Genomic DNA, 15,764 nt, shown 5'->3' on the forward strand with positions numbered 1-15,764 from the left:
GGGCCTTCGGGCCCCCGCGTCGCGTTCAGGGGCGAGGGGAGGGCAGGGGCTCCAGCAGCTTCCGTACGACCTCTTCGGAATCCCGGTCCCCTCGTTCGAGGGGACTCTCGCCCTGCCAGAGGGCCTGCCCCGTTTTCGGGTCCAGAAGCTGGACGAGGAGGGTCCCGCGGCCGGTCCTTCGCTCCCCCGCATCCCGCGGCGCGCCCTCTCCCCGGGGCGGGCCTCCGCCGCCCCGGCGGCCCGCGCCCCGCGCCGGACGGGAAGGACCGGCGGATCCTTCCTCCCGTGCCTCGACCAGGAGATGGACGGCCACCCACAGGTCCGCGGTTCCGGCAGCCTCGGGGCGATATCCGCGCGCGGTCAGGGCCGAGAGGACGGCTTGGCGGCGGAACCCTGGATCGACGGGCCGAAAGCCCTCCCGGATCAGCACCTGATCCGTCCGGAGATCGAGGGCCACCGTGCGGTAGGCCCCGCCGCGGAAGGCCGGGTCGGTGCGGTAGACGAAGCGCGGCTGGGAGCAGCCGAACAGCAGGAGGAGCGCCGACAGCGCGGAAGCCGGACCGATCATTCGCATGCTTCAGGAATGCGCGGGCGAGCCGTCAGGTTCGTCAGCGTTGCAGTTGCTGGAGCCAGGCCTGCACTTCGGGATCCTCCCCCGAACCGAGCCGCTGGGCTTCCTCCAGGTCGACGCGGGCCTGGTCGGGCTCGTCGCGCTGGAGATGGACGAAGGCCCGTTCCTTGTGGGCGCGGGGATTCTCGGGTTCCAGAAGGATCAGGTGCGTGCCCGTCCACAGGGCCTCTTCCCAGTCCTCCGCGTGGAGGAACCGCAGATGGAGGTTGCGGACCAGCCGGGCGAGGATCGTCCGGTCCGGTGCAGGCCGGAGCATCTCCCGCTGGAAGGGAATCCGCCCGCCCGTGGCGGCTTTCACCAGATCGGCGCCGGCCTCTTCCCCCACGGGGCGGCCCTGGTGGAAGGGATCGAAGCAGAGGAGGCCCATGTCGGTCCGCAGGGCCGCGATGAAGTGGCCGGGCAGCCCCACGCCGACGGCGTCGAAGCCCATCCGCCGGGCCAGAGCCACCCACAGGATGGACAGGGAGATGGGAAGCCCCTTCCGCCGCGATACCACCGCCGGGAGCAGCGCGTTGAGCGGATCGTCGTAGGTCTCGCGGTCGCCCTGGAACCCCAGTTCGGTGAACAGCAGGTGATTCAGGGCGTCCAGGGCCTTGTGCGTGTTCCAGGGCAGGGGCATCCGTCCCGCGAGGATGAAGGCCCATTCGTTGATGTGCATCACGATGTCGGCGGGATCCGGATCTTCCAGCGCCGGCGCCACGGCGTGGATCGCCCCCTCGGCGAGGTTGCGGCAGTCGGGATCGGTCCGGAGGTATTCCAGCAGCGACATCAGCGGCGCCGGCGCAGGATGGCGCGAAGCACCAGGACCACCGCGAGCGCCCCGAGGGCGATCCAGGCCCACCGCTGGCCGGAATGGGCGGCGGTCTGGACTTTCTGCGCCTCCTCCGCCTTGCGGATGTTCTCCTCGATGGAAAGCTTGGACTGCGCCTCCCGGGCGTCCTTCACCGCCTTCTGGGCGGATTCGCGCGACGCCTGGAGGTCCTTGGCGGCGGCTTCCTGTTCTTCCTGGACGCCCAGGACGGCCACCTTCTTCTGGGTGGGCTTCAGAAAACTGGCGGGGACGGCCGAGGCGTCGTCCTCCCAGGACGCGGCGCCCCCGCTGCTCTCGATGGAATCGGCGAGGGCCTGGATGTCCTCCCGCAGGCCCTGGAGCACCTGGTTCTGGCGATGGAGCTGGGCGCCCTGCAGCCAGAGCATCGCCAGCTGGAGGCCCAGCAGGACAGGAATGCTCCATCGAAGGGCGGAACGGCTCATGCGTGCTCCCTACCCAGGATAAACAAAGTCCGGTCGTCCCGGTTCTGCGTGTCGAAGGCGGACACGTCCTGGAAAACGGCCTCGCAGGCGGCCCGGGGACTGCCCGTTCCCCATAGCCGGCGGAGCTGTCCGCACAGCCGATCCGTGCCGTACAGCTCGCCTTGGCGGTTCATGGCCTCGGACAGGCCGTCGCTGTAGAGCACCATCCAACCCTTCGGAGGCAATGTGCCTTCGATCACTTCCCAGTCGCCGGGACCGGCGGGGCGGAGGCCGAGGCCCCGTCCTTTGGGGATCACCTCGGTGAAGCAGTCCTCGGGCAGCCCCTTCAGCAGGAGCGCGCCGGGGTGGCCCGCCCGCGCGAGGCGGTAGTTCCCGCGCTCGTCCCACTCCAGCAGGATCAGCGTGAGGAAGCCCCGCTGTCCCAGGAGCTGGCGCAGGGTGCGGTCCAGGGAGCAGAGGATCTCCTCCAGGCCCTGGTCCTCCCGCTGGACGGCCTGCTCCAGGAGGGCGGTGGCCTGGGCCATGTAGAGCGCCGCCGCCAGTCCCTTTCCGCACACGTCGCCCACCGCCGCCAGCCACGCGCCGCTGGGGCGGCGCTTGACGAACAGGAGGTCGCCGCCCGTCTCCAGGGCGGGCTCCAGGCGCAGGGCCACGTGGAAGCCGGGAATGGGCGGGAGCTGGGAGGTGATCAGGCTTTCCTGGATGCGCCGGGCGGTCTCCAGTTCCTGGCTGAGGCGCTCCTGGGCCAGCAGGCGGCCGTGCATCACGGCGGTCTCCAGCACCTGGCCCGCTGCCAGGGCCACTTCGCGCAGCAGCTCCCGGTCCTCGCGACCGTAGTTCAGCTCCGCGTATTTCCCTCCCAGGAGGACCGCGGTGTGGGCCTGGTCCCCCGCGAGGATCAGCAGGAGGAGCTGGGCCTCCAGGGCGTCCACGTGGGCGCGGAGGTGCTCGCCCTGCTCGCGGATCCAGTCCGCTTCCTCGCTGCCCAGGCCGAGAACCAGTTCGCGGTTCTCCCGGGCGAGGCGGAGCAGCCCCGCCGGAAGGTGGAGCGGCTGCGGTGGGAAACGGACGCGGCGGTCATCCCGGCCCTCGGACTCGGCGGCGGGCAGGAGGATCTGGCGGTCTTCGATGGGCAGGATCTCCAGGAGTTGGGGCTGGAAGGCCTCGCTCAGCGCCCGGCGGAGGGACTTGAGGAGGGCCTCCTCGCTGAACCGCTTGCGGGGCTCGCGGACGGCGCCCAGGGCGATCTCCCGGGTGCTGGAGAAATCCCGCCGGAACCGGCGCCGGATCCCGCGGAGCAGCAGGCGCAGCGCCCAGCCCAGGGGCAGCGCCAGGAGCCCGATCAGGGCGCCGGCCCAGCCGGAGGGAATGGAGGCCAGGTGCGAGAACGCCCACGCCAGGCCGCCCAGGTAGAGCGCCACGGTCAGCGCGAGGATGGCCATGTAGCTTACCCAGCGCAGCAGCACCTTCCGCACGTCGAACAGCCCGTGGCGGAAGATGGCGTAGGCGAAGCTCAGGGGCAGCAGCGGCGCCGGCAGCATGAAGATGAACGTCTGCCGCTGGAAGAGCAGGCTGGTGCCGTAGCGCCCCTGGAGGACGGACCACGCCACCAGGTCGAGGCACAGGGCCGCGGCCACGATGAGGGAGGGCAGCACGGCCCGGCGCAGCCGCTCCGACGCCCGGAAGGCGCCCGCCACGAAGAACCCGAGGCCCGTCAGCGCCGCGGCGGCGTAGAGCGGCGCGGGAATGGCGCCCAGCAGGGTCCGGAGGATGGTTTCCGGCCCGCCGACGGGCGGGCGCACCGCGCCGTCATTGAGGATGAACCACAGCCGGACGCTCAGCTGGATGAGGGCCATCGCCGCGAAGGTGCCGTACAGGGCCCGGAGGAAGCGGCGGTTGCGGCGCAGCGCGAAGGGATGGGGGAAGCGGAGGAAGAAGTGGACCCACAGGGGCGGCAGCAGCGCGACGGAGACGGTGGCCATGAGGGCGATGCCCACGCGGATGGCCGTGGGCGCGTTCCCCGACGCGATGATTCCCGACAGGAGCAGCGCCGTCGCCGCGAGGTAGAAGAAGTGGCGCGAGCTCTTGCGCTCCGGCGCCGACAGCACCACCAGCAGGCCGATGGCCCAGGCGACGAGGCCGTTGAGCAGCAGCGCGAGCTGCACCAGGTTGATCGGCTTCACCAGCCGGACGGGAATCAGGATCTGGCGGCCCTGGCGCTTCACCGTGTAGATCAAGTACGCATTGGCGGGCTTCTCGTTGATGAACCGCTGGGCCTTGAGCGTCCCTTCCAGCGTCGCCGGGAAGGTCCGCCCCTGGATCTTCACCAGCTCGTCGCCCTCCAGCAGCCCGGCCTCTTCGGCCACGCCGTCCGGCAGGATCTCGCGGATGATGATCTTCCCGTTCTCCACCACCCAGGAGCACTGGTCGTCCGAGGCCGCGTACATCCACTGGTTCAGGGCGAAGGAGCCCGTCGAGAGCAGCACGCAGGCCAGGCTGATCCACAGCAAGCGCCAGCGAATGCGTTTGAGGTAGGGATTCATGGGGCCTTTGTGGAAGAATGCCCGGATGGAGCGGATCTCGCGGAATGGACGGCCCTGCTTCGTGCTGGTGGGCGGAAGGCAGCGGCTGGGACGCGCCCTGGCGGAGGATCTGGCCCGGGATCACGACCTGGTGCTGACCAGTTCGGGAGACTGGGAATCGGAAACGTGGGTGGAGGAGCTGTCGAAGACGGCACGGGTCCGGACGCTTCGGTGGGACGCGGAGAGCCCGGAGCTGGTGTCCCGCATGATGGCAGATCTGGACGGCTTGGCAGCAGAGGGATGGACGGTCGCCGGCGCGATCCTGGTGGCGGGCACCTTCCCGGAGCAGCTTCTCGGCTCGTGGGAGCCCGAGGCCCTGGCGGCCACCTGGCGGCTGAACCTGACCTTTCCCTTCCTCTGCGCCCAGGCCCTCGCGTCCCATCTGGCCGAAGGCGCCTGCCTCCAGCTTCTGCTGGACACCTCCCTCCACCAGCCCTGGCTGAAGCGGCTTCCCTACAGCGCGGCGAAAGCGGGCCTCGCGGCCCTGGTTCCGGGCCTGGCCCAACTGCTGGCGCCGAAGATCCGGGTAGTCGGGCACGCCCTCGGCGCGGTGCTGCCCGCCGAGGCGCGGGAGACGGCCTTCCTGGCGGAGCGGAGCCTGGTGAAGCGGATCGGCGATCCGTCGGACCTCTGCCGAGCCGTGCGCTACGCCGCCGCCAGCCCCTTCCTCACGGGCGAGATCCTCACCCTCGATGGCGGCCGGCGTTGGGTCTGACCCCTTTCCCCATGGGAGAATCGTTCCCAAGGGGTTCCGCCGGATGAAGTTCAAGGTCAACGAAGTGTTCCATTCCATCCAGGGGGAGGGCGCCCGGATCGGACGGCCGTGCCTGTTCATCCGGCTCTCCGGCTGTCCCCTGCGATGCGCCTACTGCGATACGGAATACGCGTTCCACGACGGGACCTTTCGCGAGCTGGAGGATCTCGTGGAGGAGGCTCGTCGCCGGCTGGGGCCGCCGCGGAAGGGACCCAGCGCCCCCTTCGTGGAGCTGACCGGAGGCGAGCCCCTGGCCCATCCCGGCGCGCCGCAGTTGCTGGAGGCCCTCCTGGAACTCGGCCACGAGGTGGCCCTGGAGACCGCGGGCAGCCACGACCTGGCGCCGTTGCCCCGGGAGGTGATCAAGATCGTGGACCGCAAGACCCCCGCCAGCGGCGAAGGCCATCGCTGGCTGGAATCCAACCTCGACCACATGGTGCCCGGGCAGGACGAACTGAAGCTCGTGCTGTGCGACGAGGCCGATTACGCCTGGGCCAAGGCCTGGTGCGCCGAGCGCGCCGCCTGGGACCGGTGGGAGGTGCTGTTCAGTCCGGTGTGGGGGAAGCTGGATCCCGCCTGGCTGGCGGAGCGGATCGTCGCCGACGGCCTGCCCGTCCGGATGCAGGTCCAGCTCCACAAAGTGGTGTGGGGCGCGGCAAAGAAGGGCGTCTGACGGGAAAAAACGCGCCGCGCGAATTTTTCTGTTTGAACCGCAATAATCCGCCCATTCATCCGTCCTGGGTAAGGTAAGGGGAAGGTCTCCAGGCCGATCCTCGGAAAGGGACGGCCGACATGGAGGCACGACCGGGAAGACCGGAATGCGTGATGCAAGGCACCAGCCGATGCGGGAGCAGCTGCCGCGGATGCGCGGTGGGAATGGCCTTGGGAATGAAGCGTAACCACACCAAAAGGAGCGGGTCGATGCGGGGCAGCTGGATGAAGGCGATGGCGGTATTCATGGGGGTGGCGGCGTTTTCCGGCGCTTCCCCCGCGGATCTGGGCGTAGGCGGGCGGCTGGAGCCCTTCGCGCTCCAGGACCAGCGCAGCCAGCAGCACCGCGTGGACGAAAGCACGCGCCTCCTGCTGTTCTCCCGCGACAAGGGCCTGGCCAAGATGGCCTTCCACGTCCTGGACCAGAAGGGCGGCACCTACCTGTCCGACCGGCGCGCCTGCATGATCCTCGACATCAGCGCCATGCCCGGCGTCATCACCTGGGCCATCGCCAAGCCCCGGATGCGGCGGCATCCCTTCCCCCTGCTGCTGGACGCGGGCCCCGGGCCCACCAAGAACCTCCCCACCCAGGACAAGAAGCTGACTCTGGTCTACCTGAACCGGCTGAGCGTGGAGCAGATCGCCTACGTCGCCAACGAGGCCGAGCTGGAGAAGGCGCTTCAGGGGCTCAAGCCCTGAACCGCCGATTCGAGTTCGAAGGAAGGAACTGAAAGAGCACCGCCAAGAAAAGCCGGATGCCGGCCGTTCTTGGCGGTGCTCTTCAAATCTTCGGATCTACTTTTCGCCCTGCCACGCCGCCAGTTCCTTCTCCCGGTCGGCGGTGTATTCCTTGGGCGCCTTGCCCCGGGACAGCTCGATGGCCTTCTGAAGCTGGGCCAGGGCCTCCGTCCGGCGACCGGCGTCGCGGTCGATGCGGGCGGCGGTCTCGTGGTTCCACCAGCTGTCCCCGGCCTTGAGGCTCTTCTGGATCCAGGCCTGGGCCTTCGCCGGCTCGATGCCCTGGGCCTGGCAGTAGGCGGCGGCCTGGTACCAGGGGATCCAGTCCGTGTCGGGCGCCTTCTTCAGGGTCTCCTCCAGGTGCGCCCAGTAGAGGGCCTTCGTGTCGAATTCCACCGGAAAGCCCACCCGCAGCTTCTCCCAGCCCAGCTCCACCACGGCGCGGCCCGTGTCCTGGGGGACGATGCGGTAGTCGAGCCATTCCAGGAAGGGGCCGGCCGCGGGCGCCGCCTCCCAGCGCACGACGTCGTCTTCCGCCTTGTAGTCGTAGGCGCCCCACTGCTTGGCCTTGCGGTTGAGGATGAGGGTCCACGCCTTCTCGCCGGGAATGGCGAAGAACCCGTAGGTGCCCGCCGCGACGGGCTTGCCGGCCACGCGGGCGGGATGGCTGAAGGTGAAGGTGGTGGCGGTGTTGGCCCCGGCCCGCCACACCTCGCCGAAGGGAACCAGATCACCCCAGATCTTCCGTCCCTTGACCGCCGGGCGGGCGAAGGCGATCTCGATCCGGCTGAGGCCGATGTCCTGGGTCACGGTGCAGGCGGGGCTCACCCGCAGGGGCGTGAGGCGGACGGGCGCGGGCTTGTCGTCCGCGGACAGGGTCGCGGCCAGGAGGGAAGCCGCCATCAGGGCGGGGAAGAACCGTCTAGGCATGGGGGACTCCGGAGGGGGAAGGCGCGGGGAAGGCGCCCTTGGGGGGTGGAAGGAGGAACCGGCCGGGTTCGCGGTTGAAGGCCTTGAGGATGGCCCATCCCAGGCGCCGGCTGGCGCGGCCGCCGAGATCCCGGGCGCGGAGGGCGGTTGCCAGGGCCAGGGCGAAGGACACGGCGAAATTGAGGGCCCCGATGAGCCCCACGCCCAACAGGCCCCACAGCACGTCGGCCCACCGCAGGCTCCCTTCCGCCCACAGGCTGGCCGAAGCCAGGGCCAGGGAGGCCGCCTGAAGGGTGACGTGCCGGACTTCGACGTGGATGCCCGTGAACGCGAACAGCATCGGCACGAAGACCAGGAGGACGCCGAGGGCCGTGTAGCCCGCGAATCCCGCCAGGTGCTTCTGGACGAACCGCCCCAGCCCGGCGGCGCCGCGGGATCCGAACCAGGCCGTCAACCTCCCGCTGCGGGCCAGGGCTTCAGGCAGACAGCGATAGGCGCTCCAGTTGGCGGTCCATCCCGCGGCCAGGCTGGAGAGCCACAGGAGGACGCCGGTCAGGGCGGCGAACGCCAGCGTCCAACCATGGAAGGGGTGGCTCCCGTGGAGGCCGTGGAGGGCGGACGCCGTTCCCAGCGGACCGTGGCCCGTCAGGCGGATCCACAGGGCGGCGACGCCGACTCCCGCGGGAATGGCGGTGAGGACGTTGCCCAGGGTGGCCGCGGTCTGGGTGCGGGTGATGGCCGCCACCAGCTCGATCTCCCGGAGCTGATCCTCCGCCTTCTCCTCCAGGGCCGCGGCCAGCGCGGCGGCGGTCATGGCCGGCTGCTTGGAGGCCAGGCTGAACCCCAGCAGCTGCATGGCGCAGAAGCTCAGGGTGTAGTTGGCCGCCAGCGAAAGCCCCGCCACCAGCGGCGCCAGGAAAAGGGCGGAGAGCCCGAATTTGAGCAGAGCCGTGCCGGCCGTGAGCGCTCCGCCCCCGGCGGCGGAAGCCCCCATGGCCCACCATTCGCGGCGGGAGGCCGCGATGTAGTGGCCCCCCGTTTCCCCCGTGTGCTCCACCACCTTCCGGGCGAGCCGTTTGGCGGTGGTCCGCAGGAGGGGCATGAGTCCCCGCTGGCGGGCGCTCCCGCGGACGAGATCCGCCGCGAAAGCCGGGCCGTTTCCCCGCCCCACGGCGAAATCCAGAAGGAGCCCGATGCGCGCCAGCTGGGCCTCCAGCAGCTCCAACCGGAAGACCAGATCCGAGGACACGCCCCGTTCCTCCAGGCGGACATGGGCGTAGGCCAGAGAGGCCACGCAGCCCGACCGGCAGGCCTCCCATGCGGCTTGGGCGGCGGGCGCCTCGGGATGTTCCCCCGCGGTGTGGACGGCCCGGGTGAGATGGAAGAAGGGCGAATCCGCGTCGCTGCCGTCGGGATCCAGGGCCAGCAGATCGCGGGAAAGGCCCACGGCCGCGGCGCGGTGGGCCAGGAGCCGGGCGGCGTGGGCCCAGGCCTCCGGGGGCGGAGCCACGACGGCGCCCCACGCCTGCAGCAGATCCGCCGGCAGGCTTTCGACCCACCCGGCGTCCTCCTCGCCCAGGCCCAGCCTGTCCAGCAGGGCGTAGAGGTCACCTTCAGGGTCGAGGCGCGGAATGACGCGGTCCACGATCCGCAGGAGGCCTTCCCCGGCCAGGGTCGTGCGATCCGGCAGGCCCGTCTCCGCCAGCAGGCGGACGGCGGACGCGTGGTTCCAGGCCTCCGCCAGGGAGTTCATCGCCCCTTTCCGCTCCGCGGCGGCCTGGAGAAGCCGGAGCCGGGCCGTGCGGGCCGCGTGGGTCGGAGCCTCCAGCAGCCAGCGCAGGAGGGATTCCAATTCGGGGGCGTCGCCGTCCATCAGCTGGTCCAGCCTGGGATCGGGCAGGGACATCAGGACTCCGGGAGGGAATCCCCAGGGTGACACACGGCCGGAGCGCCCGCCGATCCTTGGATCGTGCTTGTAATGCAAGATTTTTGTTTCAACTATTTGGAAATCATTCTTCAGCTGGCTTTCAAGCGCTCGCGGTGGTCGAGGAACCGCCGCACGGCTTCGGGATCCACGGTGGCGGGGGTGCCCGACCAGGCGCGGGAGGGCCGGAGCATCGCCAGCATGTCTTCCGGGCAGCCCACCTGCTCGTAGAGGTGCTCCACGCGGCGGGCCAGTTCGGCGGAGGTCGTTTCCGCGGCGAGGGCGGCGCGCAGGATGGCTTCCCGCCACCGGTCCTGGGCGCGGGCCCAGCGGTCGCTCCCGGGGCGGGGCGCCTTGCCCACGGCCTCGGCGCAGGCTTCCCACAGGCGGGCCTCGAAGGTCCGGAGCTCCTCGCCCGCCAGGGCTTTCAGGCGCTGGGCGGCGGGGCCTCCTCCCGCGATCTGGGCCTGGATCTCCAGGGAGGTGAGGAATCCGAAATCCTGGGCGGCGACCAGGTCGTCCCAGGTGAAGGCGCCGTGGAGGGAGAGGAAGGCGTCGACGGGAGCCATGGTTCAGGCCAGGAGGTGAAGAGCCACGTGCACGGCGTTCCGGGCGGTGGTCTCGCCCCCTTCCAGGGAGGGCGCCAGTTCCATGAGGTCGGCCCCCACCCAGGGTTCGGGCCATTCCCGGGCGGCGCGCACGAGCCGGAGCACCTCGGCGAGATCCAGGCCGCCGGGCACCGGCTCCGCCACGGCGGGCGCCAGGGCGGGATCCAGGACGTCCAGGTCCACGCTCACGTAGGCGGGACCTTGGCCCACCCGGGCGAGATCCTGCTCCAACCGGGGAGCCAGCAGCGGGTCCCGCAGGTCCGCCGGAGTCCACATCCGGACGCCCGCCGCCTGGAGGAACGCCAGTTCCCCGTCGTCGAAGCGCGGCGCCCGGAGGCCCGCCTGGACCACCCGCGAAGGGTCCACCAAATCCTCTTCGAGGGCTTGGCGCAGCCACGTTCCGTGGTGGACGGCCGTGTCCCAGGCGGCGCCTTCCGCCGCGTCCGGGTGGGCGTCCAGGTGGAGCAGCCCCAGGGGGCCGTGCTGCACCGCCAGGGCCCGGAGGGCGCCGAGGGTCAGCGAGTGGTCGCCGCCCAGAAGGAGCGTGCGGCAGCCGGTCAGCGCCCAGGCGCCGACCATGGCCTGGACGGTGGCCAGGGCTTCCGCCAGGGAGAAGGGCAGGGTGGGGATGTTCCCGCCGTCCACCCAGCCGGAAGCGGCGGAAGCGAGGGGCGGAATGCTCTCCCGCAGCCGGTGGGGCATGGGCTGGAGACCCACGCCCATGGAGGCGGCGCGGAGGGCCCAGGGGCCGAGGCGGGCGCCGGGGCGGTTGATCACGCCCGCGTCGCAGGGCACGCCCAGAACCACGCCCGCGGCGGGCTTGGGATCCACGCACAGCGGGAGGCCGAGGAAGGGAGTCAGGCCCGTGCGGAGGCCCTGCATGAGCACATCAGCGGACATCGGAACTCCTGGGGGCGAGGGCGGCGCGGAAGGCGGCGATCCAGGCGTCCGCATCGCCGAATTCCCGGGGATGGAGGGGCGTCTCGGCCGCCACTGCCACGGGCGTCCGGGTGGCGAACAGGGTGCGGAGGTGGGGCATCAGGGTCTCGTCGCCGGTCCACGGATAGTGGGGGGCGGGGCTGCTGAGCCGCACGGGCTGGGCGGGCAGGCCCAGGTCGAAGGCCGCCCGGAGGCCGCCCTCGTAGAACGGCGCCAATTCCTCGCCGCGGGTGGTGGTGCCCTCGGGGAACAGCAGCATGTCCCGTCCGCTCTGGAGGGAGGCGGTGAAGCTCGCGAGGGCTGCGGCGCGGCTGGTGGCGTCGTGCCGGTCCACGAAGTGGATGCCGGATTTGCGGGCCCAGCGGCCGATCAGGGGATAGGCGGTGACCTCTCCCTTGGCGATGGTCCCCATGGGGCGGAGGCTCATCAGGACCACGGGATCGACCCAGCTCAAATGGTTGGCCACCCACAGCGGAACGTCGGCGCGCAGGGCGCCAGTCACTTCCACTTCCACGCCGAGGGCCGGCAGCAGCCTCCGGGCCCAGCGGTGCATGCCGGGGTGGGGCTCCGCGCCCGCCGCCAGGCGCGGCAGCAGGGCGAAGGTGGGCCACAGCACCCCGGCCCACGAGGCGAGCTGGGCGACCACTAGCTCACCAGCTTCAGGCGGGTGTAGCGGGCCCGGACGCGCTCCAGATCCTCGCGGGTGATGGCGGACCACAGGCGGGTGTCGCCGGGGGCGTAGTAGTCCTGCACCTCGGCCACCACCCGGGCCCCCAGGGCGTTGTGGACGCTGCGGGCGTCCGTGTTCCCGGGCTCCACCAGGAAGCGGCATTCGTCCACCTGTTCCTGCAGCAGCTTGGAGACCATGGCGCGGATCAGGAGGTAGTTCACCCGGCCCTTCTGGTAGTCGGGATGCACCGCGAGGGTGGCGCAGTAGACCGTGGTGCCCTTCACGAAGTTGAGGACGTAGCCCACGGGCCGGTCGCCGTCCAGGGCGAGGAAGCACCAGTCGCCGTAGAGCTCGGTGCAGAGGCGGAGGTAGTGGGGGCAGAGCTCGCCGGCGCCGTCCCCGGCCCAGATCTCCGCTTCGAGGCGGCGCAGGTGGGCGAAGTCGTCGCTGGACAGCGCGCGCACCGCGTAGCGGGCGCCTTCCGGATGGGGGGCGAGGGTTTCGATCGTCATGTTCCATCTCCCTGGTGTCGCCACCAGGGTCGGATCCGGACATGACAGGTTTGCGATGGCGCGGGGATTTTCGTGCGACTTCCCGGCGCCCGCGCCGAAACTCGCGTCAGAAGAAGGGCGCCACCAGCTTGAGGAAGCCCGCCGCGAGGAGGGCGCTGACGGGGATCGTCAGGACCCAGGCCACCATGATGTTTCCCGCCACGCCCCAGCGGACGGCGGAGACGTTCATGCTGGCGCCGACGCCCATGATGGCGCCGGAGATCACGTGGGTGGTGCTGACGGGGATCCCCAGGTGGGCGGTGGTGAACAGGACGATGGCGGCGGAGGTCTCCGCCGCGAACCCGTGGATGGGGCGGAGCTTCACGATCTTGGCGCCCATGGTCCGGATGATCTTCCACCCGCCGGACATGGTACCGAGGCCCATGGCGGTGGCGCAGGCCAGCTTCACCCAGATGGGCACGTCCACCTTGGCGCCGTGGCCGTGGAGCTTCCCGTAGGTGATCAGGGCCAGGGCGATGATCCCCATGGCCTTCTGGGCATCGTTGGTCCCGTGGGTGAAGGCCATGGCGCCCGCGGACACGAGCTGGAGCTTGCGGAAGGCCAGGTTGACCCGGTGGCCCGCCTGGCGCCGCACGATCCACAGGATGAGGATGATCAGCACCATGGCGATGAAGAAGCCCACGATGGGGCTGACGATCAGGAAGGTGCCCACCTCTTCGAGCTTGGAGGTGTGAAGGGCGCCCATGCCGGCCTCCGCAACCACGGCGCCCGACAGGCCGCCGACGAGGGCGTGGCTGGAGCTGGAGGGGATCCCGAAGTACCAGGTGATCAGGTTCCAGGTGATGGCCGACAGGAGGGCGGCGACGATCACCGCCGGAACGACGAACTGGCTGTCGGCGATCCCCTTGGCGATGGTGGTGGCCACCTGGGTGCCCGTCAGGGCCCCGCCGAAGTTGAGGACCGCGGCCATGAGGATGGCCTTGCGGGCGCTGAGGACGCCGGTCGAGACCACCGTGGCGATGGCGTTGGCCGTGTCGTGGAATCCGTTGATGTAGTCGAAGGCCAGGGCGAGGCCGACGATCACCACCAGGGCCGGAAGGAGGCCTGAGAACATACGCGGCTCCGGCCTAGGCGTTCTTCATGACGGTGGATCCGATGACCTTGGCCACCAGTTCGATCCGGTCCGTGGCGTCCTCGATCTTCTCGAGGAGCTCCTTCCACTTGATGAGCTCGATGGCGTTCTCAGGCGCCTCGAAGATCTGCGCCAGCGCCGCGTGGTAGATGGAATCGGCCTTGTTCTCCAGGGCGTGGACGCGGCGGATGCGGTCGCCGATCTCCTTCTGGTTGGACATGTTCCGCAGGGATCGGGTGAGGTGCAGGATCTCCCCGGCGCCCTCCACGATGATCGAGCTGATCTCGGTCACGGCGGGCATCACGTGGCCGATGCGGTAGAGCAGCAGCCGCTCGCAGACGGAGTGGATCCGGTCCACCACGTCGTCGATGGCGTGGGCCAGGGCGAGGATGTCCTCCCGCTCGATGGGGGTGACGAAGGTGTGGTTCAGGCGGTCGATGATCTGATGGGTCAGGTCGTCGCCGATGTGCTCCAGGTCCTTGGATTGGCGGCGCAGCTCGGCGAACCGGGCGGGATCGCCGCTGCGGATCTCGCGGTCGAAGAGCTGGGCGGCCTGATAGGCGTTCCCGGCGGCGGACTCCAGCAGATCGAAAAAGACCATCTCCTTGGGCTTCAGCCAACGCATCACGGCATTCAAGGACATGGCGGGTCTCCACAGGTCGACCTTCAACTGTACCGGGTCCCGCCCTGTAACTGGAGCGTAAATTGGGCGGGAAGCCTGGATTGGCGCGGCCCCGGCGATGTTAAGGTCTGGGATCATGGAACGTCCGGAATCCTCCAGAGGCGGTGGGCCGGGACTCCCGGTCTTCCTGGTGCGCGCCCTCATCTGCCTGGGGGCCATGCTCTTCCTGGGCCTGGGACTGGGGATGAGCCTCCACAAAGGCACTTCCGCGCCCTGGACCCTCGGCCTGGTGGCCACCCTCGCCATCGTGGTGATCCTCATGGCCCGCTGGCAGGTGCGCCCCGTGGCCGAACCCTTGGGCCAGCTGCTCGGGGGCTCCCGTCCCCGCGCCATCGAGGATCTGCCCCGGGCCTGGTCCGCCCTGGAGCGGGAAAACCTGGACCTGCGGGAGCGGGCCGCCCGGGACGACCGGCTGCTGCCCAGCATCATGGCGCGGCTGGAGGAGGGCGTTCTCCTGTTCGGCGGTGCGGGCCGGTTGGAGCAGTTCAATCCCGCCGCTCAGCGCCACCTCGGTCTGGGCGCGCCGCTGGGGACGGGGATGGCCGTGGCGGAGGTGCTGCGCGACGCCGCCAGCGCCGCCGAGGTGCAGAAGGCCTACGGGGGCGTGCCCGCCGAGTGGCGGATGGGGCGCGCCGCCCGGATCCTGCGGGTGCGGGCCATCCCCTTCGCCCCGTTGGGTACCGTGAGCGGGGTCCTGCTCACTTTGGACGACGTCACGAGCCAGGAAGCCCTGGAGACCACCCGGCAGAAGTTCATCTCCAACGTCAGCCACGAGCTGAAGACCCCCGTGACCGCCCTCCGGATCGCCGCCGAGAACCTCCTGGACGAGCCTCTGGACGCGCCGGTCCGCGCGGGAGCCGAATCCATCCTCCGCTCCGTGGACCGCCTGACGCTGCTTCTGGGCGACCTCTCCGAGCTGAGCCGGATCGAGAGCGGCGCCCTCCGCCTCGACCCCGTGCGGCTGGATCTGGCGACCTTCATCGCCTCCCTGGTGAAGGATCAGCAGGAGCGCTTGTCCGCCGCGGACGTGGCTCTCGATACCGTCGTCGACGCGCCGGAGGACGCCATGCTGCTGGCGGATCCTTTGCGCCTGAGCCAGGTCCTGGAGAACCTCATCTCCAATGCCATCAAGTTCAGTCCGGTGGGTGGCCGGGTGAAGCTCGCGGTCCGCCTGTCGCCCCAGGGCCAGCTGTGGGAAGTGGCCGACCAGGGACCGGGCATCCCCGAGGCCGAATTGGGGCGGATCTTCGAGCGCTTCTACCGCTCCCAGGCGGCCAAGGCGAAGCCAGGCACCGGCCTGGGCCTGGCCATCGTCAAGCACCTGTGCCGCCTCATGGGGGGCGAGGTCACGGTGGAGAGCCGGCCCGGCGAAGGCGCGGTCTTCCGGGTGATGCTCCCGCCGGTTCCCGCGGGCGAGGACTAGGGCCTGTCTTCAAATGGGGGTGCGGCCGCGCGAGGGACGCCGCCCAAACGAGGCAAGGAAAGCGACGGAGGCTCCAGCTCCGGGAGCCGAAGGCGAACGGGAGGCATGCACCGCGTGCCGTCAGCTGGAGGCGATAGTGGGACTATCGGCGAGGAGTTTGACGCAGCATCGCGCCGGGCGCCGCCCCTCGCCCGGTTCCGCCCTCTGCCCGGCACTGGCTGGGCAGGAGCAGGCCCCATGCGGGGCCTGCGATAGGGAGAGGGGGACGGGGCCA

At 70.4% G+C, this 15,764-nt stretch carries 16 protein-coding genes; 4 read left to right on the forward strand and 12 right to left on the reverse strand.

Translation table 11 applies throughout. The features are described 5' to 3' along the window. Positions 1–25: 25 nt before the first annotated feature. The 4 genes from RAH39_RS06735 to RAH39_RS06750 are packed head-to-tail and all read right to left on the reverse strand — an operon-like array spanning position 26 to position 4,428. Complete coding sequence (locus RAH39_RS06735; protein WP_306592043.1) at positions 26–568, reverse strand: DUF4136 domain-containing protein; 543 nt, start codon at positions 566–568, stop codon at positions 26–28. A 40-nt stretch (positions 569–608) separates the two neighbouring features. After that, entirely contained in the window at positions 609–1,400 is a 792-nt protein-coding gene (locus RAH39_RS06740) for a SirB1 family protein (protein WP_306592044.1), read from the reverse strand. Continuing rightward, a complete protein-coding gene (locus RAH39_RS06745) occupies positions 1,400–1,885 on the reverse strand; it encodes a hypothetical protein (RefSeq protein WP_306592045.1) in 486 nt (161 codons plus the stop codon). The genes RAH39_RS06740 and RAH39_RS06745 overlap by 1 nt, the downstream gene beginning before the upstream one ends. Beyond that, positions 1,882–4,428: a SpoIIE family protein phosphatase gene (locus RAH39_RS06750; protein ID WP_306592046.1), complete on the reverse strand. Its 2,547-nt coding sequence runs from the start codon at positions 4,426–4,428 to the stop codon at positions 1,882–1,884. The genes RAH39_RS06745 and RAH39_RS06750 overlap by 4 nt, the downstream gene beginning before the upstream one ends. Between RAH39_RS06750 and RAH39_RS06755 the strand changes: the two genes are divergently transcribed. From RAH39_RS06755 to RAH39_RS06765, 3 genes are all read left to right on the forward strand, one after another. Further along, complete coding sequence (locus tag RAH39_RS06755; protein WP_306592047.1) at positions 4,427–5,182, forward strand: SDR family NAD(P)-dependent oxidoreductase; 756 nt, start codon at positions 4,427–4,429, stop codon at positions 5,180–5,182. The two genes, RAH39_RS06750 and RAH39_RS06755, sit on opposite strands and share 2 nt — an antisense overlap. Before the next feature lie 43 nt (positions 5,183–5,225). Then, positions 5,226–5,894, forward strand: a complete 669-nt coding sequence (locus tag RAH39_RS06760) for a radical SAM protein (RefSeq protein ID WP_306592048.1) — start codon at positions 5,226–5,228, stop codon at positions 5,892–5,894. A 248-nt stretch (positions 5,895–6,142) separates the two neighbouring features. Continuing rightward, the gene (locus RAH39_RS06765; RefSeq protein WP_306592049.1) at positions 6,143–6,631 is read left to right on the forward strand and encodes a hypothetical protein; all 489 of its coding nucleotides are present in this window, start codon (positions 6,143–6,145) and stop codon (positions 6,629–6,631) included. Positions 6,632–6,727: 96 nt separating this feature from the next. Here RAH39_RS06765 and RAH39_RS06770 read toward each other — a convergent pair whose 3' ends face one another. From RAH39_RS06770 to RAH39_RS06805, 8 genes are all read right to left on the reverse strand, one after another. Beyond that, positions 6,728–7,600, reverse strand: a complete 873-nt coding sequence (locus RAH39_RS06770) for a DUF2911 domain-containing protein (protein WP_306592050.1) — start codon at positions 7,598–7,600, stop codon at positions 6,728–6,730. Beyond that, entirely contained in the window at positions 7,593–9,506 is a 1,914-nt protein-coding gene (locus RAH39_RS06775; protein ID WP_306592051.1) for a transporter-like protein, read from the reverse strand. The genes RAH39_RS06770 and RAH39_RS06775 overlap by 8 nt, the downstream gene beginning before the upstream one ends. A 110-nt stretch (positions 9,507–9,616) precedes the next feature. Next, positions 9,617–10,093, reverse strand: a complete 477-nt coding sequence (locus RAH39_RS06780; RefSeq protein WP_306592052.1) for a hypothetical protein — start codon at positions 10,091–10,093, stop codon at positions 9,617–9,619. Between the two features lie 3 nt (positions 10,094–10,096). Beyond that, a complete protein-coding gene (locus RAH39_RS06785; protein ID WP_306592053.1) occupies positions 10,097–11,032 on the reverse strand; it encodes an arginase family protein in 936 nt (311 codons plus the stop codon). After that, positions 11,022–11,717, reverse strand: coding sequence for a lysophospholipid acyltransferase family protein (locus RAH39_RS06790; protein WP_306592054.1), 696 nt, complete (start codon positions 11,715–11,717; stop codon positions 11,022–11,024). The genes RAH39_RS06785 and RAH39_RS06790 overlap by 11 nt, the downstream gene beginning before the upstream one ends. Continuing rightward, on the reverse strand, positions 11,717–12,253 hold the full coding sequence (locus RAH39_RS06795) for a GNAT family N-acetyltransferase (protein ID WP_306592055.1): 537 nt from the start codon (positions 12,251–12,253) through the stop codon (positions 11,717–11,719). Before RAH39_RS06795 ends, RAH39_RS06790 begins: the two co-directional genes overlap by 1 nt. A gap of 106 nt (positions 12,254–12,359) precedes the next feature. After that, positions 12,360–13,367 (reverse strand): inorganic phosphate transporter, encoded by a 1,008-nt coding sequence (locus tag RAH39_RS06800; RefSeq protein ID WP_306592056.1) that lies wholly within the window; start codon positions 13,365–13,367, stop codon positions 12,360–12,362. A gap of 13 nt (positions 13,368–13,380) precedes the next feature. Beyond that, positions 13,381–14,028: a DUF47 domain-containing protein gene (locus RAH39_RS06805; protein WP_306592057.1), complete on the reverse strand. Its 648-nt coding sequence runs from the start codon at positions 14,026–14,028 to the stop codon at positions 13,381–13,383. Between the two features lie 169 nt (positions 14,029–14,197). Between RAH39_RS06805 and RAH39_RS06810 the strand changes: the two genes are divergently transcribed. After that, the gene (locus tag RAH39_RS06810; protein ID WP_306592058.1) at positions 14,198–15,490 is read left to right on the forward strand and encodes a sensor histidine kinase; all 1,293 of its coding nucleotides are present in this window, start codon (positions 14,198–14,200) and stop codon (positions 15,488–15,490) included. The last annotated feature ends 274 nt before the right edge of the window (positions 15,491–15,764 follow it).

The organism is Geothrix sp. 21YS21S-4, from assembly GCF_030845995.1.
Lineage (GTDB): Bacteria > Acidobacteriota > Holophagae > Holophagales > Holophagaceae > Geothrix.